The 26749-nt window shown below is 37.9% G+C and carries 24 protein-coding genes; 7 read left to right on the forward strand and 17 right to left on the reverse strand.

All coding sequences use genetic code 11. The features are described from left to right. Positions 1 to 223 precede the first annotated feature (223 nt). The 9 genes from rpoE to AB1284_RS21940 all read right to left on the reverse strand — a co-directional run bounded on the left by rpoE (position 224) and on the right by AB1284_RS21940 (position 10682). The gene (gene rpoE / locus AB1284_RS21900; protein WP_429753009.1) at positions 224 to 757 is read right to left on the reverse strand and encodes a DNA-directed RNA polymerase subunit delta; all 534 of its coding nucleotides are present in this window, start codon (positions 755 to 757) and stop codon (positions 224 to 226) included. A 338-nt stretch (positions 758 to 1095) separates the two neighbouring features. Further along, the gene (locus AB1284_RS21905; RefSeq protein WP_429753008.1) at positions 1096 to 1740 is read right to left on the reverse strand and encodes a TetR/AcrR family transcriptional regulator; all 645 of its coding nucleotides are present in this window, start codon (positions 1738 to 1740) and stop codon (positions 1096 to 1098) included. Between the two features lie 69 nt (positions 1741 to 1809). Further along, positions 1810 to 2949, reverse strand: coding sequence for an acyl-CoA dehydrogenase AcdA (gene acdA, locus AB1284_RS21910; protein ID WP_429753007.1), 1140 nt, complete (start codon positions 2947 to 2949; stop codon positions 1810 to 1812). A gap of 14 nt (positions 2950 to 2963) precedes the next feature. After that, positions 2964 to 4094 carry an acyl-CoA dehydrogenase gene (locus AB1284_RS21915; protein ID WP_429753006.1) on the reverse strand — a complete coding sequence of 377 codons (1131 nt, stop codon included), beginning with the start codon at positions 4092 to 4094 and terminating at the stop codon, positions 2964 to 2966. A gap of 87 nt (positions 4095 to 4181) precedes the next feature. Further along, on the reverse strand, positions 4182 to 5033 hold the full coding sequence (locus AB1284_RS21920; protein ID WP_429753005.1) for a 3-hydroxybutyryl-CoA dehydrogenase: 852 nt from the start codon (positions 5031 to 5033) through the stop codon (positions 4182 to 4184). A gap of 17 nt (positions 5034 to 5050) precedes the next feature. Next, entirely contained in the window at positions 5051 to 6232 is a 1182-nt protein-coding gene (locus tag AB1284_RS21925; RefSeq protein ID WP_429761861.1) for an acetyl-CoA C-acetyltransferase, read from the reverse strand. A gap of 123 nt (positions 6233 to 6355) precedes the next feature. Next, on the reverse strand, positions 6356 to 8464 hold the full coding sequence (locus tag AB1284_RS21930; RefSeq protein ID WP_429753003.1) for a heterodisulfide reductase-related iron-sulfur binding cluster: 2109 nt from the start codon (positions 8462 to 8464) through the stop codon (positions 6356 to 6358). 615 nt (positions 8465 to 9079) lie between these two features. Next, positions 9080 to 9214 (reverse strand): hypothetical protein, encoded by a 135-nt coding sequence (locus AB1284_RS21935; protein ID WP_429753002.1) that lies wholly within the window; start codon positions 9212 to 9214, stop codon positions 9080 to 9082. A 49-nt stretch (positions 9215 to 9263) separates the two neighbouring features. Continuing rightward, the gene (locus AB1284_RS21940) at positions 9264 to 10682 is read right to left on the reverse strand and encodes a PepSY-associated TM helix domain-containing protein (protein ID WP_429753001.1); all 1419 of its coding nucleotides are present in this window, start codon (positions 10680 to 10682) and stop codon (positions 9264 to 9266) included. A 281-nt stretch (positions 10683 to 10963) separates the two neighbouring features. Here AB1284_RS21940 and AB1284_RS21945 point away from each other — a divergent pair, with 281 nt between their 5' ends. From AB1284_RS21945 to AB1284_RS21965, 5 genes are all read left to right on the forward strand, one after another. Continuing rightward, positions 10964 to 11248, forward strand: a complete 285-nt coding sequence (locus AB1284_RS21945) for a hypothetical protein (protein WP_429753000.1) — start codon at positions 10964 to 10966, stop codon at positions 11246 to 11248. A gap of 31 nt (positions 11249 to 11279) precedes the next feature. Then, positions 11280 to 11714 (forward strand): hypothetical protein, encoded by a 435-nt coding sequence (locus tag AB1284_RS21950; RefSeq protein WP_429752999.1) that lies wholly within the window; start codon positions 11280 to 11282, stop codon positions 11712 to 11714. A 328-nt stretch (positions 11715 to 12042) separates the two neighbouring features. Further along, entirely contained in the window at positions 12043 to 13236 is a 1194-nt protein-coding gene (gene cls / locus AB1284_RS21955; protein ID WP_429752998.1) for a cardiolipin synthase, read from the forward strand. A gap of 22 nt (positions 13237 to 13258) precedes the next feature. Further along, positions 13259 to 14212 carry a UV DNA damage repair endonuclease UvsE gene (gene uvsE, locus AB1284_RS21960; RefSeq protein ID WP_429752997.1) on the forward strand — a complete coding sequence of 318 codons (954 nt, stop codon included), beginning with the start codon at positions 13259 to 13261 and terminating at the stop codon, positions 14210 to 14212. Positions 14213 to 14297: 85 nt separating this feature from the next. Then, a complete protein-coding gene (locus tag AB1284_RS21965) occupies positions 14298 to 16988 on the forward strand; it encodes a DUF4084 domain-containing protein (protein WP_429752996.1) in 2691 nt (896 codons plus the stop codon). 48 nt (positions 16989 to 17036) lie between these two features. Here the strand turns inward: AB1284_RS21965 and AB1284_RS21970 are convergent, their stop codons facing one another. Both AB1284_RS21970 and AB1284_RS21975 read right to left on the reverse strand, forming a co-directional pair. Beyond that, on the reverse strand, positions 17037 to 17183 hold the full coding sequence (locus AB1284_RS21970; protein WP_429752995.1) for a quorum-sensing peptide PapR: 147 nt from the start codon (positions 17181 to 17183) through the stop codon (positions 17037 to 17039). Positions 17184 to 17280: 97 nt separating this feature from the next. Continuing rightward, positions 17281 to 18138, reverse strand: coding sequence for a helix-turn-helix domain-containing protein (locus AB1284_RS21975; protein ID WP_429752994.1), 858 nt, complete (start codon positions 18136 to 18138; stop codon positions 17281 to 17283). 169 nt (positions 18139 to 18307) lie between these two features. Between AB1284_RS21975 and AB1284_RS21980 the strand changes: the two genes are divergently transcribed. Continuing rightward, on the forward strand, positions 18308 to 20068 hold the full coding sequence (locus AB1284_RS21980; protein ID WP_429752993.1) for a M4 family metallopeptidase: 1761 nt from the start codon (positions 18308 to 18310) through the stop codon (positions 20066 to 20068). Between the two features lie 91 nt (positions 20069 to 20159). Here the strand turns inward: AB1284_RS21980 and AB1284_RS21985 are convergent, their stop codons facing one another. Genes AB1284_RS21985 through AB1284_RS22000 form a run of 4 tightly spaced genes read right to left on the reverse strand, consistent with a single transcriptional unit; the run spans position 20160 to position 23521 of the window. Further along, on the reverse strand, positions 20160 to 20762 hold the full coding sequence (locus tag AB1284_RS21985) for a response regulator transcription factor (protein ID WP_429752992.1): 603 nt from the start codon (positions 20760 to 20762) through the stop codon (positions 20160 to 20162). Next, on the reverse strand, positions 20759 to 21886 hold the full coding sequence (locus AB1284_RS21990) for a sensor histidine kinase (protein WP_429752991.1): 1128 nt from the start codon (positions 21884 to 21886) through the stop codon (positions 20759 to 20761). The genes AB1284_RS21985 and AB1284_RS21990 overlap by 4 nt, the downstream gene beginning before the upstream one ends. A gap of 1 nt (position 21887) precedes the next feature. After that, positions 21888 to 22622 carry an ABC transporter permease gene (locus tag AB1284_RS21995; RefSeq protein WP_429752990.1) on the reverse strand — a complete coding sequence of 245 codons (735 nt, stop codon included), beginning with the start codon at positions 22620 to 22622 and terminating at the stop codon, positions 21888 to 21890. Continuing rightward, a complete protein-coding gene (locus tag AB1284_RS22000) occupies positions 22619 to 23521 on the reverse strand; it encodes an ABC transporter ATP-binding protein (RefSeq protein ID WP_429752989.1) in 903 nt (300 codons plus the stop codon). Before AB1284_RS22000 ends, AB1284_RS21995 begins: the two co-directional genes overlap by 4 nt. A 147-nt stretch (positions 23522 to 23668) precedes the next feature. Between AB1284_RS22000 and map the strand changes: the two genes are divergently transcribed. Further along, a complete protein-coding gene (gene map, locus AB1284_RS22005) occupies positions 23669 to 24463 on the forward strand; it encodes a type I methionyl aminopeptidase (RefSeq protein WP_429752988.1) in 795 nt (264 codons plus the stop codon). A 128-nt stretch (positions 24464 to 24591) separates the two neighbouring features. Here the strand turns inward: map and argS are convergent, their stop codons facing one another. Continuing rightward, a complete protein-coding gene (gene argS / locus AB1284_RS22010) occupies positions 24592 to 26262 on the reverse strand; it encodes an arginine--tRNA ligase (protein ID WP_336482138.1) in 1671 nt (556 codons plus the stop codon). Further along, on the reverse strand, positions 26262 to 26699 hold the full coding sequence (locus AB1284_RS22015) for a DUF1934 domain-containing protein (protein ID WP_336482137.1): 438 nt from the start codon (positions 26697 to 26699) through the stop codon (positions 26262 to 26264). Before AB1284_RS22015 ends, argS begins: the two co-directional genes overlap by 1 nt. Between the last annotated feature and the right edge of the window lie 50 nt (positions 26700 to 26749).

Raw genomic sequence — 26749 nt, forward strand, 5'->3', positions numbered from 1 at the left:
TCACCGCTGCAAATCGCAACGTATGTAGATAACACTTACCTTATCTTATTGTTAGACTCTTTCGTTTTTCTAAACAAAAAACAAAAAAGAAAATTGCTCCCTTTATCACTGAAAGTAATAAGTAGGGAGCAATTTTCTTTTATATTTACACGTAAAAGTTATTATCGTCTTTTTTAAAGAGCCCAAAAATGATTCTACATGGACGATAATAAAAAGTCAAGGACTACAGTTCTTCCTCTTCTTCTTCTGATGATTCGTCGTATTCTAACTCATCGTCATCGGCGAAATCATCGTCGTCTTCTAGATCCTCAAGATCGTCATCGTCTTCATCCAGAATTTCATCAAGATCATCTACATCTTCTTCTTCATCTTCGTCAAAGTCTTCCTCTGCCTCTTCTTCGAAGCCGTCCTCTTCATCATCGATGTAGTCATCTAGCTCGTCCTCTTCTACCTTACGCTTCTTCTTAGCTTTTGGTTGAGGTAAGATTTCTTCATCAATTTGCTCATATGGATACCATCCGCGTAGTCCCCAACGATTTTCTCCGAGATTGATAAAGCGCCCATCGATATTTAAATCTGTATAAAATTGTGCGATTCTCGCAGCAACTTGCTCTTCAGACAGTCCCAGTAATTGAGCAATTTCTTGAACTAGATCGTGAAAAGTTGTTGCTTGTTTTTTTTCCTCTAACAAGCTATGTACAGCTTCGATCATGGACAATTCTTTTAGCTCTTCTGGTGAATATTGCTTTAAATTCACTTATGCGGCACTTCCTTTCTTAAAATATATCCTAATTATATAAAGGCCTGTTCTAAAAAAATCCATACTATTCATTATAAACAAAACTTCACCAAATATGCCACAAAAAAAATAGGGAATCATAAAGTGATTTCCCTACATATTGAAGATTATTTCGCCTTTTATATGAATCCATTTTGATTTTTCGACATATAGATTACTGCTATGCAGAAAAAAGGAAGCCACTACTCGCTTTCTCCTTGTATTTGAACTTCGCATGTGGCAGAAAAAATCCCTGTCCGCTTCTATGCATGGCCAGATGCTCTCGCCCACCTAAAAAAATGCTTTTATGTCGTTTTTTAATTTGGATTTATATGGCTTGGAATCATATGAGCACCGTTTAATACATAACGAATTTGCATTTCTGTATATTCTTCCAATGTATAAAGTTTCTGCAACGCCCAGCGCCGGAATCCCCACATTTGTCCTTGAATAAAAATATTATGAGCAAGCAGTTGAATCTCTTTTTTTGTTAAAGTAAATACCTTATTTTGAACACATTGCTGCAAAATATCTTCAAACATCCCTACCATTTGAAATTCTTTCTCTAATACGTAAGGCAGCGATTCCTTTGGTAAAAAACGAACTTCTTGATACATAATAAGAACCTCTTCTTGCAGCTCATCCATAACTTTAAAATAATTTGTAATCGCGGCTCTTAAACTATCAACGCTGCCTTTTTCTCTGCACAGCACTTGCTCTAAGCGCTCTTTTACATGTTCATAAATGCTATCGCACACTAAATAAAGCACATCATCTTTCGTTCGAATATATTCATAGAGCGTACCAATGCTAAAGCCTGCTGCTTTCGCGATTTCTCTCGTTGTCGTACGCGGAAACCCTTTTTGTTTAAAGAGCTGTACAGCACCTTTAATCATTTGCTCACGCCGAAGTGCAATAAGTCTTTCATCTTTCACAGACGCTTGTACATTGTGCTTAACCATCTCCTTCACCCCTTTTCCTGTCATTTTGCAGGAAGAAGCGTAGGAAATTCCCTACGCTTCTTCTAGATTCTACTTCGTTAACATACGTGAGATAACAAGGCGTTGAATTTCTTGTGTTCCTTCATAAATTTGCGTAATCTTCGCATCACGCATAAAGCGCTCAACTGGATAATCTTTCGTATAACCATATCCTCCAAATACTTGCACAGCATCAGTTGTCACTTTCATCGCTGTATCTCCCGCAAACAATTTCGACATTGCCGATTCTTTGCCGTACGGCAGCCCTTCCGATTCAAGCCAAGCAGCTTGATATGTTAACAAACGTGCCGCCTCTACTCCCGTTGCCATATCTGCTAGTTTAAAGCCAATCCCTTGCTGCACAGCAATTGGCTTCCCAAATTGATGACGTTCCTTCGCATAATCAGCAGCAGCATCAAGTGCACCTTGTGCGATGCCGACTGCTTGTGCGGCAATACCATTACGGCCGCCATCTAATGTTTGCATCGCAACTTTAAAGCCTTGACCTTCCTCGCCAAGTAAGTTTTCAGCAGGAATGCGACAGTCTTCAAATATAATCTCCGTCGTTGGTGAAGAACGAATACCGAGCTTGCTCTCTTTCTTTCCAACAGAAAATCCAGGCGCATCGCTTTCAACAATAAATGCGCTCGTGCCGCGTTGCTTTGATTCTGGATCTGTCAGCGCAAACACAACATAAATATCTGCAATTCCGCCATTTGTAATGAAAATTTTCGAACCGTTTAGAATATAATGATCACCGTCACGCTTTGCTGTCGTTTTCATTCCACCAGCATCAGAGCCTGAACCTGGCTCCGTTAAGCCGTAAGCGCCAATTTTCTTTCCTTCTGCCATTGGGCGTAAATATTTCTGCTTTTGCTCCTCTGTACCAAATTTAAAAATTGGCCATCCTGCAAGCGATGTGTGCGCCGATAACGTTACACCTGTAGATGCACAAACACGCGACAGCTCTTCTACCGCAATCACATAGGCTAAGTAATCGCTTCCAATTCCGCCGTACTCTTCAGGCCACGGAATACCAGTTAAGCCAAGCTCCGCCATTTGATCAAATAAAGCGCGGTCAAAACGTTCTTCCTCGTCGCGCTCCGCTGCCGTTGGTGCCACTTCATTTCTCGCAAAGTCACGAACCATTTTCCGAATCATTTCGTGTTCTTCTGATAGTTTAAAATGCATCTCTATTTCCCTCCTTACAAAGCTCTGCTAATAACTAAGCGCTGAATCTCACTTGTGCCTTCATAAATCTCACATATTTTTGCATCGCGGAAGAAGCGCTCAGCAGGATACTCTTTTGTATAGCCATAACCGCCTAACACCTGCACAGCTTCAATTGCAACTTCTACTGCTGTTTTGGAAGCAAATAATTTTGCAATTGACGCTTCCTTCCCGCACGATAAGCCTTGCGCCCTTAATGACGCTGCACGGTATACGAGTAGACGTGCTGCTTCAACAGATGTTGCCATATCCGCTAGCTTAAAGCCTAATCCTTGCTGCGCAGCAATCGGCTTCCCAAATTGATGACGATCTTTCGCATAATCCGTAGCACATGCAAGCGCCGCTTCAGCGATGCCAAGTGACTGCGCCCCAATACCGATGCGACCAACGTCCAAATTTGCCATTGCCACTTTAAAACCTTGGCCCTCTTCGCCAAGCAAATTCTCAGCAGGAACCTTCATATCTTCAAACGTTAATTGCACTGTACGAGAACCTAATAATCCCATTTTGTGCTCATCTTTTCCAACAATTAAACCCGGTGTATCTTTCTCAACAATAAATGCCGATATCCCGCGTGTACCCGCATCCGGATTCGTAGAAGCAAAGACAATATATGTATCTGCCTCGCCGCCGTTTGTGATAAATACTTTTGAGCCATTAATTACGTATTCATCACCGCATCTAACTGCTCTTGATTTCAAACTTCCTGCATCTGATCCGGCACCTGGCTCTGTCAATGCAAACGCTCCTAAATATTCACCAGCTGCTAACTTAGGAATATACTTTTGCTTTTGCTCCTCTGTTCCAAAATACAAAATAGGATTCGTTCCAACAGAGGTATGTACTGCTAAAATTACACCTATTGTAGCGCTTACTTTTGAAAGCTCATTAATTGCTAAAATATATGAAATAAAGTCCATTTCCGCTCCGCCGTATTTCGCTGGAATTGGAATTCCCATCAGTCCAAGCTCGCCCATTTTCTTTAAGACTTCTCTAGGAAACACCCCTTGTTCCATAGTAGGAACAAAGGGGGAAATTTCCTTTTGAGCGAAGTCTCGAACCATTTTACGCATCATTTGTTGTTCTTCTGTAAATTGAAAGTTCATATGCTCCACCTCAAATTGTTTTATATAGTAATTCAACTATTTGGTAAGACCACTAGTGCATGCAAAGAGGTGCCCTACCGAAGTATATTATTCGTAAACGTAAAAACCGCGGCCTGTCTTGCGCCCTAACCAGCCTGCGTTCACGTATTTACGAAGTAACGGACATGGACGATATTTGCTATCTCCTAATCCTTCGTGCAGTACTTCCATAATGTATAGACACGTATCTAAGCCAATAAAATCAGCGAGTGTCAACGGGCCCATCGGATGATTCATGCCCAGCTTCATAACTTCATCAATTGCTTCTTTCGTTGCCACACCTTCATATAGCGTATAAATTGCTTCGTTAATCATTGGCAATAAAATGCGGTTCGAAACGAATCCTGGGAAGTCATTTACTTCAACTGGAACTTTGCCGATTTTCTTTGTAATATCTTCAATCGTTTCATATACAACATCCTCTGTTGCTAAACCACGAATAATCTCAACAAGCTTCATAACCGGAACTGGATTCATAAAGTGCATGCCGATCACTTTTTCCGGACGATTCGTAGCAGCTGCGATTTCGGTAATTGGCAGCGATGATGTATTTGTTGCTAAAATCGTATGTTCAGGCGCTAACTCGTCTAAATTTGTAAAAATTTGTTTTTTAATGTCCATTCTCTCTACAGCTGCTTCAATGACAAGATCTGCTTCTTTCACGCAGTCAAGTGTAAGTGTTGTTGTAAGACGATTTAATGTTGCCTGCTTATCCTCTTCACTCATACGGCCTTTCTCGACTTGCCTCGATAAATTTTTCGTAATAATCCCCATGCCGCGGTCTAACTGTTCTTGTTTTAAATCTTGCATATATACGTCATAGCCTGCCATCGCACATACTTGTGCAATTCCCGATCCCATTTGTCCCGAACCAATTACAACAATGTTTTGTACCGTCATGTTTATAACCCCCTTTTTTAGTGAACCTCAATCATAATTGCGTCGCCTTGACCGCCGCCGCTGCAAATAGATGCAATCCCGATTCCGCCGCCGCGCTGCTTTAATGCATGAATAAGCGTAACGATAATGCGCGCACCGCTTGCTCCGATTGGATGTCCCATCGCAACTGCTCCGCCGTTTACGTTAATCTTTTCTGGATCAATACCTGCAATATTTGCACTTGCAATCGCTACAGCCGCAAATGCTTCATTAATCTCAAATAAATCAATCTCTTCTACTTTCTTACCTGTTTTCTTTAATAGCTCGTTAATGGCATAACCTGGTGTTCTCGGAAAATCCTTCGCTTCAACCGCAATCGCTGTATGGCCTAAAATTGTCGCAAGCGGCTTTCTTCCCTCTTGCTTTGCACGCTCTTCACTCATTAATACAAGCGCTGCCGCACCATCATTTAAACCTGGTGCATTCCCTGCGGTAACCGCTGCATTCTTATCAAATACAGGTTTTAATTTTGCTAGTTTTTCAACTGTTGTATCTTCGCGCGGCGCTTCATCGTGAGCAACAACTATTGGCTCGCCTTTTCGCTGCGGCACAGATACAGGTACAATTTCTTCTTCAAATCGGCCTTCCTTACGTGATGCAACGGCGCGCATATGACTGCGGCATGCCCACTCGTCTTGCATTTCGCGGGAAATACCATCTTCTTTCGCAACATCTCCGCCGTACACACCCATATGCACGCCAGAAAATGAGCACGTTAAGCCATCTGCCACGTTTAAGTCAACAACCTCGTTATGTCCCATGCGATATCCCCAACGTGCACCGCGTAAAATATATGGACTATTACTCATCGATTCCATACCGCCTGCTACAATTAACGATTGATCTCCGACACGAATAATTTGATCTGCTAATGTTACTGCACGAAGTCCAGAAGCACATACTTTATTGACTGTTTCTGTGCGCGTCTCCCATGGAATCCCTGCTTCTCTTGCCGCCTGGCGTGATGGAATTTGTCCCTGTCCACCTTGAATAACCGCTCCAAATACAACTTCTTCAATATCACTTGCTGCAACATTCGCACGCTCTAATGCCGCTCCAATTGCAATTCCTCCAAGCTCCGTTGCCTTTACATCCTTTAAAGCTCCCCCAAACTTCCCAACAGGTGTTCTTGCAGCACTTAAAATTACTGTTCTTGTCAAAACATATTCCCCCATTTCTTCATTTTACGGCGTTGATTGAACGCTCGTTCAGTGCAGCTGTTGTGAGAAAGAGGTGCAACTTTTGCACCCCCTTTTTTCTAAAGTTGTACGAATTCTTACATGTTACATTGCTTCTTTCTTTGACCCGATGACAGAGCGCTCTAAAATCTCTGTTATATCAAGGGTTTGTACGCGTTCTTCTACTTCTTTTGCCTTCGTACCATCGCTGATCATCGTTAAGCAATACGGGCAACCCGTACCGATGATCGTCGGTGACGTAGCAAGTGCTTGCTCTGTACGTGCAACGTTAATACGAGAACCAGCAGTCTCTTCCATCCACATCAGACCGCCGCCCGCTCCGCAGCACATTCCTGTTTCACGGTTACGCTCCATTTCAATGAGGTTCACGCCTGGAATCGCTTTTAAAATATTGCGCGGCGCTTCGTACACTTCGTTGTAGCGCCCTAAATAACAAGAATCGTGATACGTAATCGTTTCTTCTACGCGGTGAACTGGTTTTAAGCGACCTTCTTTCACCCACTGTGCTAACAATTCTGTATGATGATAGACTTCTGTTTGTAAGCCAAAGTCCGGATACTCATTTTTAAATGTGTTATATGCGTGCGGGTCAATTGTCACGATTTTCTTGACGCCCGCTTTCTCAAACTCTTCAATATTCTTGTTCGCCATCTCCTGGAAGACAAATTCGTTTCCAAGACGGCGCGGTGTATCCCCTGAGTTTTTCTCTTTATTTCCGAGGATAGCAAAGGAAATACCAGCTTCGTTCATCAGCTTCGCAAATGATAACGCAATTTTTTGGCTGCGGTTATCATATGATCCCATAGAGCCTACCCAGAATAAATATTCAAACTCTTCCCCTGCTTTCGCTTTCTCTTTCACAGTTGGAATGGAAACTTCTTCTTCCATCGTGCGCCAAGTTTCACGCTCTTTACGATTCAGCCCCCAAGGATTGCCTTGACGCTCGATGTTTGTCAGAGCACGCTGCGCCTCTGGGTCCATTTTTCCTTCTGTTAAAACAAGATAGCGGCGTAAATCAATAATTTTATCAACATGTTCATTCATAACTGGACATTGGTCTTCACAGTTACGGCACGTTGTACAAGCCCAAATTTCTGTTTCTGTAATGACATCACCAATTAAGCTTGGGTTGTATGCCAATGTTGCTGCAGATTCATGTTGTCCATCTCCAGCCGCCATCATGGCTAACTGATTACCTTTTGTATTATTAAATGCAACAGTTGGAACCCATGGTGCGCGCGATGTCACCGCTGCGCCTTTATCCGTTAAATGATCACGCAATTTTAAAATCAGATCCATCGGTGATAGCATCTTACCAGTGCCTGTTGCCGGGCACATATTCGTGCAGCGACCGCACTCTACGCATGCGTATAAATCAATAAGCTGCGTTTGTTTGAAATCTTCAATTTTTCCAACACCAAATGTTTCTTGTGTTTCGTCTTCAAAATCGATTTTTTCTAATTTCCCTGGGTTTGTTAAACGGCTAAAATATACGTTTGCTGGTCCTGCAATTAAATGTGCGTGCTTCGATTGTGGGACGTAAACTAAAAACGTTAATAAAATAAGTAGATGCAGCCACCACGCAAAATAGAACACAACAGTCGCAGCTGTTTCACCAATTCCAGAGAATAAGTAAGCGATTGCAGAAGCAATTGGTTCACTCCATGATAATTCCTCGCCATGCCAAATGATCCCCATTCCATTACCAAGGAGAACAGATAACATTAAGCCGCCGATAAAAATTAAAACGAGTCCCGCTTTAAAATTGCGTTTTAAGCGCACAAGTTTTTCAATATACCTTCTATAAAAAGCCCAAAAGACTGCGATTAAAATGATAAGTGTGACGATTTCTTGGAAGAATGTAAATGCAGAGTATAGCGGTCCAAGTGGAAGATGTGATCCTGGTGCTAAGCCTTTCCATATGAAGTCAATTGCTCCAAACTGGACAAGAATAAATCCGTAAAAAAACATAACATGCATGATACCGCTCTTTTTATCTTTAAGGAGCTTCTTTTGTCCGAAGACATTCCCCTTAATAAGATCCCATCTTTCTTTGAAGCGGCGATCAAATTCTACTTTCTTTCCTAATTGTATGTAGGTAATTCTCGTTCGTATGAGATATACAAATAAATATGCTGCATACGCGATGATGGCGATTGTCGCCAACCAATTCACAATTAATAAGCTATTCATGTTTCTGCCAACCCCTCTCCGTGTAATATCCCCTTTTTCGAATCTTCAAAAATAAATAATTTTCTGAATTTATAGTCCCTATTTCCATTATATGATGAGTGAGCATTCAGTCAACAGTTTTTTGTTATACAACAATTTATTTTTTCTATACCCTTTGTTGTCAGACAACGCAAATTGGGGTAGTTGCATAATAAAATATCAATATCAAAACAAATCGTCGATGAGGACAACACAATAGGGATATTGAGCTTGTCGTTGTTATGTTTCCTGTTACATGATTTAGTTTCACTACAACATATCACTATATGTTGTATGGTCATACCTAGATAAAACAGGAACTTGTTTTGTTAATTTGGCATAGACACGAAATAGCAATTGTGCAAATGGTTCTATCTTGTTTGAAAATCCAATCATTAAGGCGCCTGTTCTTCAGAATTTACAAACAACACCTTCCAATTCTCCGTGTTCACACTCCTTTTCGTGTAATCTTCTCTCATAATTGATTTCAATATATTTTTATACTTATATACGTAAAGCTAAAAGAATTTCACCCTTAATAAAAATGTCCGTAAAGCTTAACTTTTACGGACATTTAATACAAGTAATTCCTGCATTCTATTTCTTTATATGGCAAGGTGGTGTAGATGTATCTTTCGTTTCCTGTGTTTTATTGGTGTGGCCCATAAACAGATACACACCAATTGCTATTAAAACACCAGCTGCTATATAGGATAAAATTTTCTTTTTCATATATTCCTCTTCACTCTATAAGTACTCTAAAACAGTATGCTACAATTTATTATCCTACCCATTTTTTCACAGACGGTAGTCTCTTTATTACCAACCAATCCAGTGCAAGAGCAGCAAGTAATGAAGCACCCACTAACGGGAACACAATACCTAGTACAATAATAAGAACTGCTGTACCTTTCATTAATTTGAAGTTTTTTGGTAAAGAAGGAGCACCCAGCGTACCAGATGGCTTACGTTTCCACCACATCATAACACCTGTCAAAGAAATACCAATTAAGCCAAGACAGATAATGAGATCTAACAATTGGTTTGCTAGGCCAAAGTAATGCCCTTCATGTAATGCCACTCCGATAGAAATTGCTTTGGCCAGAATTCCATAATCCTTAAAACGCAAATCTGCCAGCACTTTCCCGCTATATTGGTCAATATGCAAAGTTGCTTGTCCTTCTGGTTTATCAGGAGAAACAGTTACTGTGTATACGCCTTTTTCTCCTTTTGGAAAGGTAATAGAGTATCCTTTCCCTACTTTATTTTCGTCTGCTATTTTCATGATTTGTTCCACAGAAAGAGGAGCTGCATCTACCTTAGACTCTGGAACCGGCAAATTTTCTGCAGCCCAAGGAACTTTCGCTATATCTTTAGACGGAACAGTTGAATTTGGTAAATTACCGTCCCATAATCCTGTGGGATATCCTGTATGTGTAGTTGTTGCAATCCGGTTAATGAAATCTCCCCATAATCCAGACCAAGGAAGACCTGTTAGTATAAAAATAGAGACAAATAAAGAGAACCAGAAAGCAGGAACAGAATGTAGATCCCTTAACATAATACGCTTTCCTTTAAAAAATCTCGGGATGAGCGTGCCGAAGATGGATTTTCTATTGCGTGGCCACCATAAATATAATCCAGTAATAAGTAAAATCATTGCCCAACAAGCAGCCATTTCTACAATTCGATCTCCTACTGTCCCTATCATAAGTTTACCGTGCAGGCGCTCCACTTCATTCATAAATTTCTCGTCATTCTTTAAGTTTCCTAAAACTTTTCCATTATAGGGATTCACAAATACTGTCATTACTCTGTTTTTATCAGTGATGCCGACTTCTGCTGAACGGTCTGCTGCAAAAGAAGGTTTATATCGTGTGATAGACGCATCAGGGTAAGCTTTTTTAACAGCTTCTATTTGCTTTTCGGTTGTCATCTTTTCTTGCCCTGCTTGTACATAGTAATAATCTTTGTACATTACATTCTCAATTTGTGGCTTAAACAAATAAATGATACCTGTAATTGCCAATAAAATAACAAATGGAGCAAAAATAATACCGGCATAAAAATGCCAACGCCACACAGCACGATATAAAGATTGTGCCTTTGAAACCTCTGACTTATCTGCATTCTCTGTTGCAGAGTGGTCTACTTTTTGTTCTCCTGCAAGCATACTTTGTTCTCCCCCTATTTCTTTCATGTCCTTATTTCTCTTTACACATGTCATGAAGAATTTTAAATCGATTTTTAATATATATAATAGGTGTGAGGGATTTGTGAAAATTTGTTGAATTCATTTACAATTCTTCTACGTAGTTAAAAGAACTAACGAAACATATACTAAGTAAGAGTTTTGAGAAAAAAGTTTGTATTTAAATTTAAATGTTCTGTTTTTTTAAAAAAACCTGCAATGATTGATATTTCTATTAAGAATAGTAATGGTTTAGTTAGGTATATACAGCTGATTGAGGGGATAAATTTATGTTACGAATTTTAAGAGTGATTCACCGAATTGCTGGAATAATTGGGTCTTTGTTAGTTTTAATAATGGCGATAACGGGAATATTACTTAATCATCGTTCTCTTATTGGATATAATTCCGATACAGCAATGAAAATGCAAATGTTCCTTTTTTCTCTTCATTCTGGTGCTTTGGGTAATATATCAATAATATGGTTGACTGACTTGGGTGCAATTTGTATGGTTACTTTGAGTATCACAGGTATATGGATGTGGTTTAAAACAAAACATCATACAAAACTGTAGTAGTTAAACGAATGAAAAGGAGATATAACTAATGAGAGTAAAAGGCTTTTTAACAGTTTCACTCATTCTATTATTGGGTTTAGGCCAAGCTGGATGTAGCACTGCACAAAAACATACACATGATCAATCGGACCAATCAAAATCCGTACCTGGTAAAACTCAAATAACAAAAGCAATACAAGATGAGTTAAATGGACTAACAACCATCGAGGCAGACGTTAACAAGGACGATTTTAAAGGTGCTGGTGATACGCTTGAAGGGATGCATGAGGAATATCATTCTAATATCCTTGGTCCTCTGAAAGACAAAAAAGGAGATACATATGCGAATGATATGCACAGCAAATTTGATGCATTAGAGGATGCATTAAACAGTAAAGATAAAAACAAGGCTTTAAATCTCATTAAAGTTAACCGCGATAACCTAAATACAGCTGCTAAAGATTTAGACGTATCTATAAAATAACATTAACTCGTTATGTAGAGAGAAACAAAGAAGATAGGTGGGGGATAACTGCTGGCACGTGTCCGATTGGGCAGGTCTTCCATCAGTGGGAATAAAAAAATACTAATGGAAGTTTCACTTTATGCATGCTTTATACTTTCTATATTCTTTTTACAATTCCCTTCTCTTCTTCACCTCCAGCTCATGAAAATAAAAAGTCTTCCCAGAATAGAATCGCTTTCCATGCTTTTGCCTACAATATAAGTACTATTTCTAAAACAACATGAGCCCTACTCTTACCGCTCGCGAATGTTGAAATAAAAATGAATATAGCGGAGGGAATGAATACATGAACTTTTTATTTCTCTTCCTTGTACTTATCTTACTGTGGTTAACTTTCGACTTTATATATGGAAGAAAGCTTCATTTAAAACAACTTAAACCTCGTTCATTTCCTTTGCGCCATAGTAACTTTAAACTCCATACATATGGCCAAACATTATATAAGGAGCTATTTACTGATATACAACAGGCGAAGCAGCACGTACATATTTTATTTTTTATCGTAAAAAACGATGAGATTAGCCATACATTTTTACAACTTCTAATGGAAAAAGCACAGCAAGGTATTGAAGTTCGCCTTCTCCTTGATCGGATTGGCAGCCATCATTTATCAAAACAAACGGTTCATAAATTAAAACAACATGGCATACATTTTTCATTTTGTCATAAAATCCGGCTCCCATTTCTCTTTTTTTCCGCTAATCAACGGAACCATAGAAAAATTACGATTATTGACGGAAAAATTGGCTATATCGGAGGATTTAATATCGGCGAAGAATACTTAGGGCATAATACTGCACTCGGTCCGTGGCGTGATTACCATTTACGCCTTACTGGAGAAGGCGTACAAGACTTACAAACGCAATTTCTACACGATTGGCGCGATGATACAAATGAAGACTTATTGCATAAAAATCATTACTTTCCGATACTCAAAAAAGGAGAAACTTCTCATCAATTCGTACCAACTGATGGCGCTTATTTACAGCAAACATTTCTCGATTTAATTGAAAATGCAACAAAAGAGCTGTATATCGGTACGCCCTATTTTATCCCTGGGAAAAAGTTAATGAATGCATTGCTACGCGCAAAAAAACGAGGCGTTCGTATTACCATTCTCGTACCTAAAAAAGCTGATCATCCATTTGTTCGTGAAGCGAAACTCCCGTATTGCCGGCAGCTTATTAAAGCTGGCTGCCATATTTACGAATTTCAAGATGGATTTTTTCATGCCAAAATTGTAATGATAGATGGTTGTATTTGTGATATTGGAACTGCGAATTTTGATTTGAGAAGCCTATATCTGAACCATGAAATCAATTGTATATTATATGGCTCACCATTTTTAGAAGAAGTGAAGAAAGAAATTAATCAAGATTTAGAAGCTTCCGTTTTACTTTCAATTCAAGATGTTTCTCCTCACTCTCTTTTAGGCAAGGGAAAAGAATGGATTGGAACGGTCCTTGCTTTTTTTCTATAAATACATGAAAGGCGAGATACGTATGAAAATAAGATTGGGTTATGTCTCACATGCACTTGCATTGTGGGACTGTTCTCCTGCAAAAACGATGACATTTACAAGATGGAAACAAATGAACAAACAAGAACGCGATGAAAAGTTATATGAAGTAACAAAACAAAATATTTTGCATACATTACGCATCTTGCACTACAATATCGCACATGAAATTAAATTATATCGTCTATCCTCTTCTATTGTTCCATTGGCAACACACCCTGAAGTAAAATTCGATTACATCTATACGTTTAAAAACTTATGGGAAGAAATGGGGAACCTTATCAAAAAACATCATTTGCGCGTAAGTTTTCATCCAAATCAATTTACATTATTTACGAGCGATAAGCCGCATATTACAACAAATGCTGTTCACGATATGACGTATCACTACAATTTACTAGATGCAATGAACATTGCAGATTCTTCTTACATAAACATTCATGTTGGAGGAGCATACGGAAATAAGGAACAGGCTTTACTGCGTTTTCATGATAATATCAAAAAGCTTCCTGCTCATATTAAAAAGCAAATGACACTTGAAAATGATGATAAAACATATACAGCGGCTGAAACATTAACTGTTTGCAAACGAGAACAAATTCCTTTTGTCTTCGATTATCACCATCATGTGGCAAATTCATGTGAAGATTCATTAGAAGTATTACTCCCATCTATTTTTGCAACGTGGAACCATACAAATACCGTTCCAAAAGTTCATATCTCTTCCCCAAAATCAGAAAAAGAATTCCGGGCACATTCTAACTATATTGATGTTCCATTTATTCAAAGCTTTCTATCCATAGCAAAAGAACTGAATCAAGACTTCGATATTATGATTGAAAGTAAACAGAAAGATTTAGCACTTTTCAAATTAACAGAGGATCTTTCAGCTATGAGAGGAATAAAACGACGGGGCAGCGCTACACTCGAATGGTGACTTTTTATCGTATCTTTATAATCTCTCAAATAAATTATATGTTATTATTTATATATAACACTTATAGTTGAAACGGAGTTATGTCATGCGACAGCAGAAAATATATATCACTTTTGTTTCTATGTATATTCTTATATTTCTCATATGGATTTTAATAGTTCCTTCACATACTTCTAGTAAAGAATTGGGGATTCTTTTCTTTTTTTATTTTGCTGCTATAATTTCCTTTTTGGGACTATTAAAGGCAATTTATATTAGTAAAAGGCCAACAAAAACATTTTGGATACTCATTCTATGTACAGGTATATCCGGCTTCATAATGGAAATCACCTTATTTTTAAAAACCTTATCTATTTATGAACAAGAAGTTTTTTCTTACGATGTTGTACCCTTCTTTCTTTTGCAATATGCTTTATTATTTGTCGCTTTCAGCTATGAACTTATACATAAGCAACCAATAACTACATTTTTACGATTTCTATTTGATAGTGTGTTTATTATCATAATAACCATCTACTTTATGTTTAACATTATATTAGATATCGAAACTATAGATAATTTGTCTCTAAATATGCGGATGATGACCTTTTATTTCATTGTACAATCTCTCTTTGTGTATGCCCTAATTAGCTTTTGCAAAAGCGAACCGCGATACACAGCTAGTAGAAAGATATTAATCGGAGCGTTTCTAATCGCCCTTGTATACGGATATATATGTTTATATCAAAATGTTAGAGGAGTTTATCCTTCACATGAATTAACCTACTTTGTTCATACTACTTCTCTTTTATTAATTGGATTATCTAGTCTTCTATATAAACCAAAAGATACAACACTACAAGTAAATAGCGAGAAATACGATCGTTTCAATTATGCTCGTTTATTTCTTCCTTATGTAAGCATTCTTGCAACCCTATTTCTTACGTTATCTAATAATGTGAAAGGAAAAGAGCTATTCGCAGGATTAGCCATTCCCCTTACATTATTGCTCTTTCGGCAAATGCTTATGTGGAAAGAAAATAAAAAATTGTTATACACATATCAGAGTTTAAACGAACAACTAGAAGTAAAAGTAAAAGAAGGAATTCAGGCGCTTTCCAAGAGCGAACAACAATATAAGTCGTTATTTGAAGAACATCCAGATGCTGTTTTCTCACTCGATATGGACGGGAATTTTCAACATGCGAACTGGGCCTGTACAAACTTATTCGAATCTTACTATAACGAATTTATTGGGCATTCTTTCTTACAGTTCATTGTAGATGAAGATCGTTTTGAAGCACAGACTGCCCTGCACATTGCAAAAAAGGGACTTCCCCAAACATTCGAAGTACGAACATACACAAAAAAGGGGATATATCATCATTTGCATATCACATTAATACCAACAACTGTTGAAGAAAAAATTATTGGTATGTTTGGGATTGCTCGTGATATTACTGAGCTGAAAATAAAGCAACAACAAGTCGAACACATGGCATTTCATGATGCACTAACTGGGCTTCCAAACCGTAGGAAATTTGAAAAAGAATTATTAGAAGCTTTGCAAGATGCACGTAAACGGGATACTACTGTTTCTGTCCTATTTTTAGACTTAGATCGATTTAAGAAAATTAACGATCGACTCGGTCATGACGTGGGTGATTTACTCTTAATTGAAGTAGCCAATCGACTTCAGAGCTGTTTACGACAAAAAGATGTTGTTGCTCGTCAAGGCGGAGATGAATTTACAATCTTCTTACCGGATACTTTCTCAAAACAAGAAGCTTCTCTCGTAGCAAATCGCTTATTACAGGAATTAAACAAACCGATTTCTATTAAAGAATACGAATTCACAATAACACCAAGTATCGGTATTGCAACTTATCCGTTTGATGGAACAAATGCTACAGAATTGATGAAACATGCTGATATCGCCATGTACCGTGCAAAAGCAGCTGGAAAAAACAAATTCACTTTCTTCTCACAGGAAATGAGCACTATTGAACATAAGGAATACTTTCTTGAAAATGAACTTATGAAAGCGCTAGAGCATAATGAGTTTTACTTACAATATCAGCCACAAGTAAATACAAAATCAAAAAAAATTATTGGATTTGAAGCACTCGTTCGGTGGAAGCATCCAAAACTTGGTATCGTTTCCCCTGCAGAGTTTATTCCAATCGCTGAGGAAACTGGATTTATTATCCGTCTCGGGGAATGGGTTCTGCGCACTGCTTGTAAACAAGCAAAAGAATGGCATCAAAACGGATTTTCCCATCTAAAAGTAGGTGTCAATTTATCGCCGGCTCAGTTTAATCATGAAGATTTAATCTCAACAATCTCCCAAGTTCTGAAGGAAACACAATTGCCTCCAGAAGCACTCGACTTAGAAATTACAGAAAGTATTGCGATTAATAAAGAGCAAACGGTAATTGAAAAGTTAGAACAAATGCAACAACTAGGTGTCAAAATTTCAATTGATGATTTTGGCACTGGATACAGCTCACTATCTTATTTAACAAAATATCCAATTCATACATTGAAAATCGCACGTGAATTTATTAAAGAAATTGAAAATAATCCACTTGAAGAAGCAATTATGTCTTCAATTATTACACTAGCAAAGAATTTACAATTAACCGTAATCGCTGAAGGAGTAGAGACCACCGAGCAATGGTCGTTTTTAGGTGATAAACAGTGCGACCAAATTCAAGGCTTCTTAATTAGTAAACCTATCTATGCCGAAGAAGTATGGAGATTGTTACAAAAAGAAACACAAGTTCAAAAAATCTAATCTACTAAAAAAACAATCGTCTAACCAGGACGATTGTTTCTTTTTATTTTAATGTTCAAATGGTAAGTCAGAAGCTAGCTGTACTACTTCACCATGATTTGTTACTGCTTGATTTTGATCTACTAACGCATCTCCAAACGAAATACCCGCTAACATTGCTAATGTCAATAAACTACCAATAATAATTTTTTTCATAATTCCATCCCCATATCTTTTTATTTTAATATAACATAGGAAATTATCCTTATAAAATGCAATTATGCATATTCGATACTATTCAGTTTCACCCTTTTCACATATTCACCTTTTTTAGAAGAATGTCCTTATAAGTGTGTAAATCTAAAAGTTCAAAAAAGAAAAAAGCTTTTTCATAAGCTACCCTACTTTCATTTTCCGAGTACCCTAGTTTTTCAAGGCATTCTCCTTTTTGATAGTATAGCTGACCGATAAGTGTCATGTTACTAGTGCGGCATGATGTTTCAATTGCTATTTCAACTTGGTGAAGCGCTTTCTTATACTGTTCATCTAAATACAATGCCTTTGCATAATTATAGCCAACTTTTATAGCAAATTCCTCGTTACTATGTAACGACTCCAGCTGTTTTAAAATATGTTGATAAAGTTTAATACTTTTTTGGAAGTATTTATTTTCCGCATAAATACTTGCAATTGAATTTTCTATATATAAATTTTGAAATACATCTATACCTATCAACTGCTTATGTATTAATTTTTTTAATTCCAAAATGCAGTATTCATAATTCACTTTTTTTAACACATACGCCGATAAGTGATAGTGCCAAAGAAGAAACTGTTGAAATTCTGGATGATCTTCCTCTTTCTTTAGTTCATCCCATACCTTCTTATAAATTTCTTCGTATTTCTTTTTTTTGCATAACATTTGAATTTGATCTTTAAATTGTTTTTTTCGTTCAATATCAGAATAAGCGAGTACTTCATAAAAATGAATGATAGGTACTTGTAACTTCGCTGCAATTCCCTGAAGTATGTCCATGCTTGGATATACTACCCCCGATTCAATTCTACTTACTTCCGATTGATGACATATGTTATCAGCTAACTGCTTTTGTGTTAAACCTCTCATCATTCTAATCTTTTTAATTTCGGCTCCCAGTTTTTGTGCATGCATGTTAGCTCACCATCCTGTTTTATAACAATCTATTTTTAAAATAGGTCATACCACTACAATAATGCCATTTCGACAATTTCCGGTATGAAATATTGCATAATTTATACAAAATTCGGCAAATTCCCCTTACAATTCATCTCATACAAATACTAGATTAGGAGTGTTAGAGATGAATTACAAAAAAATTACTAGTGCCCTTCTTGCTTTCGGCCTGCTCTGTCCATTATCAACTGAAGCAATTCATGCTCAAGAAATTGATAAAAATCAAGTACAAGTTGAAGTTGCTCAGCCCGGTCTAACAATCGGAAAATTAACAGAACCTCAAAACGATACGAAAGAAAATATCGCAAAAAAGTACTTAAAAGGTGAAGTACAAGGTGCCAAAGCACAGCAAGAACAAGTTACCACTGAAAAAAGTGTTGATTTCCAACTTACAAACAAAGAAACAAAAGAAAATCAAACAGAAGTACGCCTTACTCAAACATATAAAAGTTATAAAGTATATGGACAAGACCTCATTGTAAAAGTAGATAAAAATGGAGTCATTACAACTGTCAGTGGTAAAGTTGCCCAAAATTTAGAAAAACAACCTAATCTTACTATAACAAATTTTTTGTCGAAAAATGAAGTAAAATCTTCCTTACGAAGCGCTCTCCAAATTCCAAACGATGCATTAGAAAAAGAATTCGCTAGCGAAACTGTTATTTATAAAAAACAAGACAGCAGCTACACATATGCAGATGTTATTACATTTACATACGAAAATAATGATCAAATCATTAGCGGTCACGCAATTATTGATTTAATCCATGGTGAAATGTTGTTCCAAGAAAAGATGATAAAAAATAAGGAACAGCAACCTGTTAAACAAGCTGCTGCTCCACAGTTATCCCTAGCAAAAGAACAAGGAACTGGCGTAAACGCACTACTAGAAAATGTATTATTTAATATCGCGAAAGGATCTGATGGAAAATTTTATTTAGCTGATTTAACGCGTGGTAACGGTATTTATATTTATGATGCAAACTATGCAGATTCAAAAGGCGGGGATAATCAAGCAGGCTATCCCGGCACACTAGTTTCTAGTAAAACGACTACATTTGCTGATAAAGAAGCCGCTGGTGTTATGAAAAACATGAGTGCTATTTATGATTACTTTAAAACACAGCACAATCTAAAAAGTTATGATAATAAAAATACAAAAATTGTTGCAAGTGTGCACGGATTCGATTCTACAGAGGTAAGTGACGGTGTAAAGACAGACTATGTAAATGCATTTTGGCACCCAGCCTGGAACCAAATGGTGTTTGGTGATGGCTTAAATGGAAAATTGACATCCGCTATCGATGTAACAGCACACGAATTTGGACACGCCGTATTTAGCGGAACAACAAAAAATAACGTTGTAAAATATCCAAGCGATGAAACAAACGCATTAAACGAAGGTCTTGCTGACTTCTGGGGAACGCAAATAGAGTTTTATGTAAAGAAAGACAAAGGAAATTGGATTATGGGGGACACACTAGGTGGCCTAACAATTCGTGATATTCCAAATGAAATTGGTGATGGTGGTCAAAAACTATACACAAATTTACAAGACTTTTATAAAGATGGAAATAGCCAAGAATCTCACGTAAACTCAGGTATTATTAGCCACGTTCTTTATCAATTAGCAGAAGGAAAAACATATAACGGTGTAACCGTCACAAAACAAGGTAACGATAAAATAAGTAAAATTGTTATGCGCGCATTGCAAAACTATGCAACATCAGCAGAGGATTTCGAGTCTCTTCACTCGCACATTGTACAAGCTACAAAAGATTTATATGGTAGCACAGCTGCAAAAGAAGTTGACAAAGCATTTCTAGCTCACGGTTACAAAGCCTTACCACAAACAAATAAAGTAATTGAAGTACAAAAAGGAAACTAAAAAAAGATGTTTACCGATTCACATTGGTAAACATCTTTTTTTCATCCCGCTATTGGCGGGCAGTAAGACCTCCACTGACGGAAGTTTCACTTTATATCCATCCCTTTTCTTCAGCAATTGTAATGGCCTCAATCCGATTTTTTGCATTTAATTTCGTTAACACATCAGAAATATAGTTTCGAACTGTTCCAGATGACAAGTATAGTGTTTTTGCAATTTCATTTGCCGTTTTTCCTTCTTTCGCTAACAAGAGAACCTCTTTTTCCCTATCTGTTAACGGATTTTGTTCTTGCCAAAGCCCAAACATGAGCTCAGGGGAAATTTCTCGTTTTCCATCCATTACATTTCGAATTGCTGCTGCAAGATCTTCACTTGGACTATCTTTTAATAAATACCCATGCACATTTGCTTTCATCGCTCGCTCGAAATAACCAGGACGGGCAAATGTTGTCAAAATCATAACTCTGCACTGTGACTGTTGCTTTTGTAACGTTTCAGCCACATCTAACCCGCTCTGAATCGGCATTTCAATGTCCATAATACTAACATCTGGCTGCAATGTTTCAATCAGCTTCAAAGCTTCTTCTCCATTTTCCGCCTGCCCAACAACTTCAATATCATCTTCTAAATCAAGCAAAGCTCCTAACGCTCCGCGAAGCATACGCTGATCTTCCGCAATGATGATTCGAATCATGCCCTCACCTCATCTTTACCTGTTCTTATAACAATTGGTACATGTATTGTTAACATCGTTCCATCATGAATATCATCTAACTCAAGTACTCCATCAATAAGAGCCAGTCGTTCCCTTATCCCAAGAATGCCATTCCCATCATGATTTTTTTGTAGTCCGATTCCATTATCCTTTACTTGCACAATCAATTTCCCTTGTGCTTCAAATAAAATAATCACGCACTTTGTTGCCTTACTATGCTTAACAACATTTGTTACCGCTTCACGTAAACACATTCCGACAATGTTTTGTTCTAGCGGTGATAATACATTCGTACTTATCTCCTGCTTCACTTCTAATGATATATTGGCTGCTTGGAGAATTACCTTCACCTGTTCTAGCTCTTCCTCTACTGTAATCATACGCATATCAGAAATTAATTCCCGTAATTGTTTTAACGCATTTCTTGATGTTTGCGTAATTTCCTTCGCCTCTAGACAAGCACGTTCTGGATTTTTCACAATAAGCTTCTCAACAAGCTGACTTTTTAGCGTAATAAGCGATAACGTATGTCCTAATGTATCATGTAAATCTCTTGCAATGCGCTGGCGTTCTTCTCGCTTCACTAGATCACGAATTTGTTCATTCGCTTCACTTAACTGCGTTCTTAATATTTTCTTCTGATTAAAATTCCGCATAGCAAATGGTGTAACAATCATTAAAATAAACATCGGGATGGCAGTTATAGCAGACGTGTTTGTAAACTCGCGCATGTTCACCAACACAAAGGAACCAATCATTACGATCAAAAGGAAAAATAACAAGCGAAATTGTTTTTTTGTCGGTGCAAATCCCATTGCATTTGCTGTATAAAATCCAAAGAAAATCATATATGGGTTATAAAGCGTACTAAACAAGAATGTAATTACAAGTTGAATACAAGCCCACATCATAAATGTCTTTGGTACAAAATAAAGCTGGCGGTATGCAATAACAAAGAGTACAAGCATCCCGCCTCCTAGTATCAATTTCCAACTTGATTGCCCTATTAAGTAATAAAGGGGAAACAACAAGTAAATGAGCCATATATAAGGGAACAACCCCATATGTTTTGGAAAAATTTCAAACTGCTTCTTTTCGATCATTTTATATCGCTTCCTGTCTCTTTCTAATATATATTGATAATACAACAAAAGCGATGAAATAACCTCCTAACACTGCAGCATTTTCCCAGCCAATTGCCTTACCAGCGACAATATCCCAAGCCCCGCTTCCGAAGCGATATGTTGGTGTCCACTCCCCGATGCTTCTTAACATCTTTGGTAATACTTCAATTGGCATCCATAAACCACCTAGAATGGCTAAACACATATTTAAAATATTTGCTAGCCCAGCAGCCGCATCAGCTTTCTTAATCGAACCAATTACCGTTCCCAGCGCTAAAAATGGCGTAACACCAATTAACAACCATAATCCAGTGCCAATCCACTGTCCAATCGTTAACTGTACATCATTAATTAATATTCCCGCGATAAAAATAACTACAATCGAAAAAGCATTTACAAGTGTTTGCGCAACAATTTTTGCAGATAAATACGCCCCTTCTGGCAACGGTGTAATTTGTAAAAGCTGTGTCCATCCTTGCCCTCTTTCTTGTGAAAGACGAACGCCAAAACTAAAAAGTGCTGTTCCTACAATACTAAAAGTAGCCATTGAAATTAAATAGTGTGCTTTCCATGCATCTCCGTTGTCCGGCACTGACACGACATTTGTAAAAATGTAATAAAACATAACTGGCATTAATAACGAGAAAAAGATAAATAATTTATTGCGAAACGTACGTAAGATTTCTATTTTACATTGCATCCAAAACGCTCTCATGCGATTTCCTCCTTCTGATTTGCAACAAACTGTTCAAAAGCTTCATCCAAGCTGCCGCGCTCAACAGCAATATCCATGACTGGTAAGTTTTTGTTAAAAATTTCTCGGAGCGTAGCATCTGTATCATCTGTTGTCAGCACCACACGTTTTTCATGCCACTGAACACTTGTAACATGGGATAAACTTCGAAGCAGACTTGTTGGCATTTCCTCTTTTGCATAAAATGAAATTGTTTTTTGAGAAATTGTTGCTTTCATCTCATCTGGTGTTCCATCAGCAATTACTTTTCCATTTGCGAATAATAAAATTCGATCTGCTAGTGCATCTGCCTCTTCTAAATAATGAGTTGTTAAAATAATTGTTTTCCCTTCACTTGCTAAATTCCGAATTGTATCCCAAAAGCTTTTTCTAGACGTAATATCCATTCCTACTGTTGGTTCATCCAAGAATAGCAAATCTGGGTTTCCAGCAAGTGCAAGTGCAAAATTTAAACGTCTTTTTTGACCGCCGGATAACTTTTCACACCTTTGCTTTCTTTCTGATTCTAAATTCGATAGCTGAAGTAGTGTTTGTTTTTTGATTGGATTCGTATAATAACTACGGAACAAATCAATTGCCTCTTCCACAGAGATACTATCAATTACACTTACTTCTTGCAGCATTGCCCCAAGACGATTGCGAACATCTCGGTGCTTTGGGCTCTTGCCAAATATAGAAACATTTCCTTCTGAAGGATCCCTTAATCCAAGCATCATCGAAATCGTTGTCGTTTTCCCAGCTCCGTTTGGCCCAAGAAGTGCAACAATTTGCCCCTTCGTTACTGTAAATGAAACGTTATTTACTGCTTTTTTATGTTTAAATGTTTTTGAAACACCATTCACTTCAATTACTTGTTCCATTTCTCCACCTCCGTCGTTACTTATATTTATATTGTATAAATTGGAAGAGATGGAAAACAGTAAAAGACGTCATGACATGAATATGACAAATGTCAGGAAATCTTAAAATGAGAGGCTTACCACGCAAGTAGCAGGACAAAAACAAACGTGATACAATCATGTAAGATGTACATTCGAGGAAGGACAGTGGTTTTCATGATTATTCGTAATGAAAAAGATTTAGAAGGCTTACGAAAAATCGGCCGCATCGTTGCGCTTGCTCGCGAGGAAATGAAGAAACAAGCGAAGCCAGGCATGACAACGAAAGAGCTTGATTTAATCGGTAAGAAAGTATTAGATGAGCACGGTGCCATTTCTGCACCTGAAAAAGAATATGATTTTCCAGGCGTAACTTGCATTAGTGTCAATGAAGAAGTTGCCCACGGTATTCCAGGAGATCGTGTCTTAAAAGAAGGTGACTTAGTAAATGTAGATGTATCTGCAGCACTTGACGGTTACTACGCAGATACAGGTATTTCGTTCGTTCTTGGACAAGACGAAGCAAAAGAAAAACTTTGCGCTGCTGCTGAAAGTGCATTTTGGGCAGCTATGAAAAAAGTAAAAGCTGGCGCAAAACAAAATCAAATTGGTCGTGCGGTTGCCAATGATGCTCGTAAAAACGGTTTTACAGTTATTCAAAACTTAACAGGGCACGGCATTGGACTTAGCTTACACGAAGCACCAAATCACATTTTAAACTATTTCGATCCAATGGATAGTGCTCTATTAAAAGACGGACTTGTCTTAGCAGTAGAACCATTCGTATCCATGGGTGCAGATCATATTATCGAACGCGGTGATGATGGCTGGACATTTGTAACACCAGATAAAAGCCTTGTTGCTCAATGTGAGCATACAGTTGTCGTTACACGCGGTGAACCAATCATTTTAACACAACTATAAGAAAAAGCAGGATGCACGGAAATATTTCCGTACATCCTGCTTTTTTATTGTCTAGCTCCAGCGGCTAGAATGCTCGGTGGCTTCGCGCCTTCCTCCCATTCTAAACGAGCCGCTTCCGCTTTTCTTTATTACATCTTCTCTGGTGCAGATACTCCAACTAATGCTAATGCATTTTGAAGTGTAATGCGTACTGCACGCATTAGGTCGTAACGAGCTTTACTTAACTCTAAGTTATCTTGGTTTAGTACTTTTTCTGCATTGTAGAAGCTATGAAGCGCCGCTGCTAGGTCAAATGCATAGCTTGTAATGCGGTGTGGCAGCCTTTTTTGCGCTGCTTCTGCAACTGCTGCTGGGAATTCACCCAGTTTCTTTAGTAAGTCTACTTCTTTCTCAGAAGTAACAAGTTTATAGTTAACGTCGCCGCCTGCAGTTAATCCAAGCTCTTCACCTTGGCGAAGGATGCTGCATACACGTGCATGTGCATATTGTGCATAGTATACAGGGTTTTCATTTGATTTTGATACCGCTAAGTCCATATCAAAGTCTAAATGAGAGTCACCGCTGCGCATTGCAAAGAAGTAACGCATTGCGTCCACGCCTACTTCTTCCATAAGCTCACGAAGTGTAACAGCTTTACCTGTACGTTTACTCATTTTTACTTTTTCACCGTTTTGGTATAGTTGTACCATTTGAATGATTTCTACTTCTAATGTATCTTTATCGTATCCAAGCGCTTGAATTGCTGCTTTCATACGCGGAATGTAACCGTGGTGGTCAGCACCCCAAATGTTAATTAATTTCTCAAAGCCACGCTCTAATTTATCACGGTGATACGCAATATCTGGCGTTAAGTATGTGTAAGAACCATCGTTTTTAATTAATACGCGGTCTTTATCATCGCCGTAAGTTGTAGAACGGAACCATGTTGCGCCCTCTTCTTCAAATACTTCTTCGCGCTCTTTTAACGCTGCAAGAGCTTCGTCAATTTTTCCGTTTTTGTATAGTGATGTTTCAGAGAACCACACATCAAATTTAACGCGGAAGCTTTCTAAGTCTTTTTGAAGTTTTGCTAATTCATATTTCAAACCGTACTCACGGTAGAATTCATAGCTTTCTTTTGCGTCAGCTTTTGCATAACGATCACCAAACTCTTCTGCTAAACGCTTCCCGATACCAATAATATCTGCACCATGGTAACCGTCTTCTGGCATTTCTTTATCTAACCCTAACGCTTGCATATAACGAGCTTCCACAGAAAGCGCTAAGTTATGAATTTGGTTACCAGCATCGTTAATGTAATATTCACGAGATACATCGTATCCTGCTTTTGCTAATACGTTACATAACGTATCACCAACTGCTGCGCCGCGCGCATGCCCTAAGTGAAGGTCACCTGTTGGGTTTGCAGATACGAACTCAACTTGTACTTTCTCACCTTTACCAGTGTTTGTTTCACCATAAGCTTCGCCAGCTGTAATAATTGTTGGGATTAAATCTGTTAAGTAGCTGTTATCCATGTAGAAGTTAATGAAGCCAGGTCCAGCAATTTCGATTTTTTCAATAGAAGCTTTTGCTTTATCAAAGTTTGCAATTAATTCCTCTGCAATCATGCGAGGTGCTTTTTTCGCTACGCGTGCAAGTTGCATCGCCATGTTTGTAGAGAAATCACCGTGTGTTTTATCTTTTGGCGTTTCTAATACAACGTTTGGGATTTGTTCTTCTGTTGCTAATTCTGCTTTTACTACAGCAGCTTTAATTTCCTCTTTAATGAGTTCTTTTACTTGTTCTAAAGAGTTCATTATTTTGCCTCCTTGAGATTAATGGTAATTGTATATCGGCCTGCTTCTTGTTCACTTAGAAGCAATGCATACGTTAAAAAGAGTTGTCCCTTTTTCTTTTCTTCCGACCATTTAAAAAGGACGTTATCTGTTTTCGTTTGCAATGCAAACGTTCCAAGTTCACTCGTATACGTTCCTGTTGTCCATTCACCTTTTTTATGAGTTTGACGCATAGAAACAGCACCTGAACGCATAATGAGAACTTGATCATCTTGGATTTTAATAATTGTCTTCACTTCGCCTTGTTCGTTCGGCTCTTGAAACGTTACATATGTACTTTGACCTTTTACATAGTATAGACCATTTGCGTCAAAAGCAATAGTTTCCTTTCGCGCCCCTTCACGAATTTCCGTTACAAAGTGAACCTGTACTGGTAAGCCTGCAAGTTGCTTCTCCACGTCTTGCACACCTTTCGAAATGTTATAGATATTAAATATAGTTTATAATA

The sequence above is a fragment of the Bacillus sp. S2(2024) genome, assembly GCF_050474045.1.
GTDB classification, from domain to species: domain Bacteria; phylum Bacillota; class Bacilli; order Bacillales; family Bacillaceae_G; genus Bacillus_A; species Bacillus_A yunxiaonensis.

Coding starts and splice junctions, on each gene's coding strand:
- AB1284_RS21940 (WP_429753001.1), bottom strand. CDS start 10,682: ATGAAAGAAATAGGGGGAGAACAAAGTATGCTTGCAGGAGAACAAAAA.
- AB1284_RS21970 (WP_429752995.1), bottom strand. CDS start 17,183: ATGAAAAAAATTATTATTGGTAGTTTATTGACATTAGCAATGTTAGCG.
- AB1284_RS21930 (WP_429753003.1), bottom strand. CDS start 8,464: ATGAATAGCTTATTAATTGTGAATTGGTTGGCGACAATCGCCATCATC.
- AB1284_RS21975 (WP_429752994.1), bottom strand. CDS start 18,138: ATGCATGCACAAAAACTGGGAGCCGAAATTAAAAAGATTAGAATGATG.
- AB1284_RS21950 (WP_429752999.1), top strand. CDS start 11,280: ATGAGAGTAAAAGGCTTTTTAACAGTTTCACTCATTCTATTATTGGGT.
- AB1284_RS21980 (WP_429752993.1), top strand. CDS start 18,308: ATGAATTACAAAAAAATTACTAGTGCCCTTCTTGCTTTCGGCCTGCTC.
- AB1284_RS21935 (WP_429753002.1), bottom strand. CDS start 9,214: ATGAAAAAGAAAATTTTATCCTATATAGCAGCTGGTGTTTTAATAGCA.
- argS (WP_336482138.1), bottom strand. CDS start 26,262: ATGAACTCTTTAGAACAAGTAAAAGAACTCATTAAAGAGGAAATTAAA.
- AB1284_RS21965 (WP_429752996.1), top strand. CDS start 14,298: ATGCGACAGCAGAAAATATATATCACTTTTGTTTCTATGTATATTCTT.
- AB1284_RS21915 (WP_429753006.1), bottom strand. CDS start 4,094: ATGAACTTTCAATTTACAGAAGAACAACAAATGATGCGTAAAATGGTT.
- AB1284_RS21920 (WP_429753005.1), bottom strand. CDS start 5,033: ATGACGGTACAAAACATTGTTGTAATTGGTTCGGGACAAATGGGATCG.
- AB1284_RS21990 (WP_429752991.1), bottom strand. CDS start 21,886: ATGATCGAAAAGAAGCAGTTTGAAATTTTTCCAAAACATATGGGGTTG.
- AB1284_RS21945 (WP_429753000.1), top strand. CDS start 10,964: ATGTTACGAATTTTAAGAGTGATTCACCGAATTGCTGGAATAATTGGG.
- AB1284_RS21985 (WP_429752992.1), bottom strand. CDS start 20,762: ATGATTCGAATCATCATTGCGGAAGATCAGCGTATGCTTCGCGGAGCG.
- AB1284_RS21995 (WP_429752990.1), bottom strand. CDS start 22,622: ATGAGAGCGTTTTGGATGCAATGTAAAATAGAAATCTTACGTACGTTT.
- AB1284_RS21905 (WP_429753008.1), bottom strand. CDS start 1,740: ATGGTTAAGCACAATGTACAAGCGTCTGTGAAAGATGAAAGACTTATT.
- AB1284_RS22000 (WP_429752989.1), bottom strand. CDS start 23,521: ATGGAACAAGTAATTGAAGTGAATGGTGTTTCAAAAACATTTAAACAT.
- cls (WP_429752998.1), top strand. CDS start 12,043: ATGAACTTTTTATTTCTCTTCCTTGTACTTATCTTACTGTGGTTAACT.
- acdA (WP_429753007.1), bottom strand. CDS start 2,949: ATGCATTTTAAACTATCAGAAGAACACGAAATGATTCGGAAAATGGTT.
- uvsE (WP_429752997.1), top strand. CDS start 13,259: ATGAAAATAAGATTGGGTTATGTCTCACATGCACTTGCATTGTGGGAC.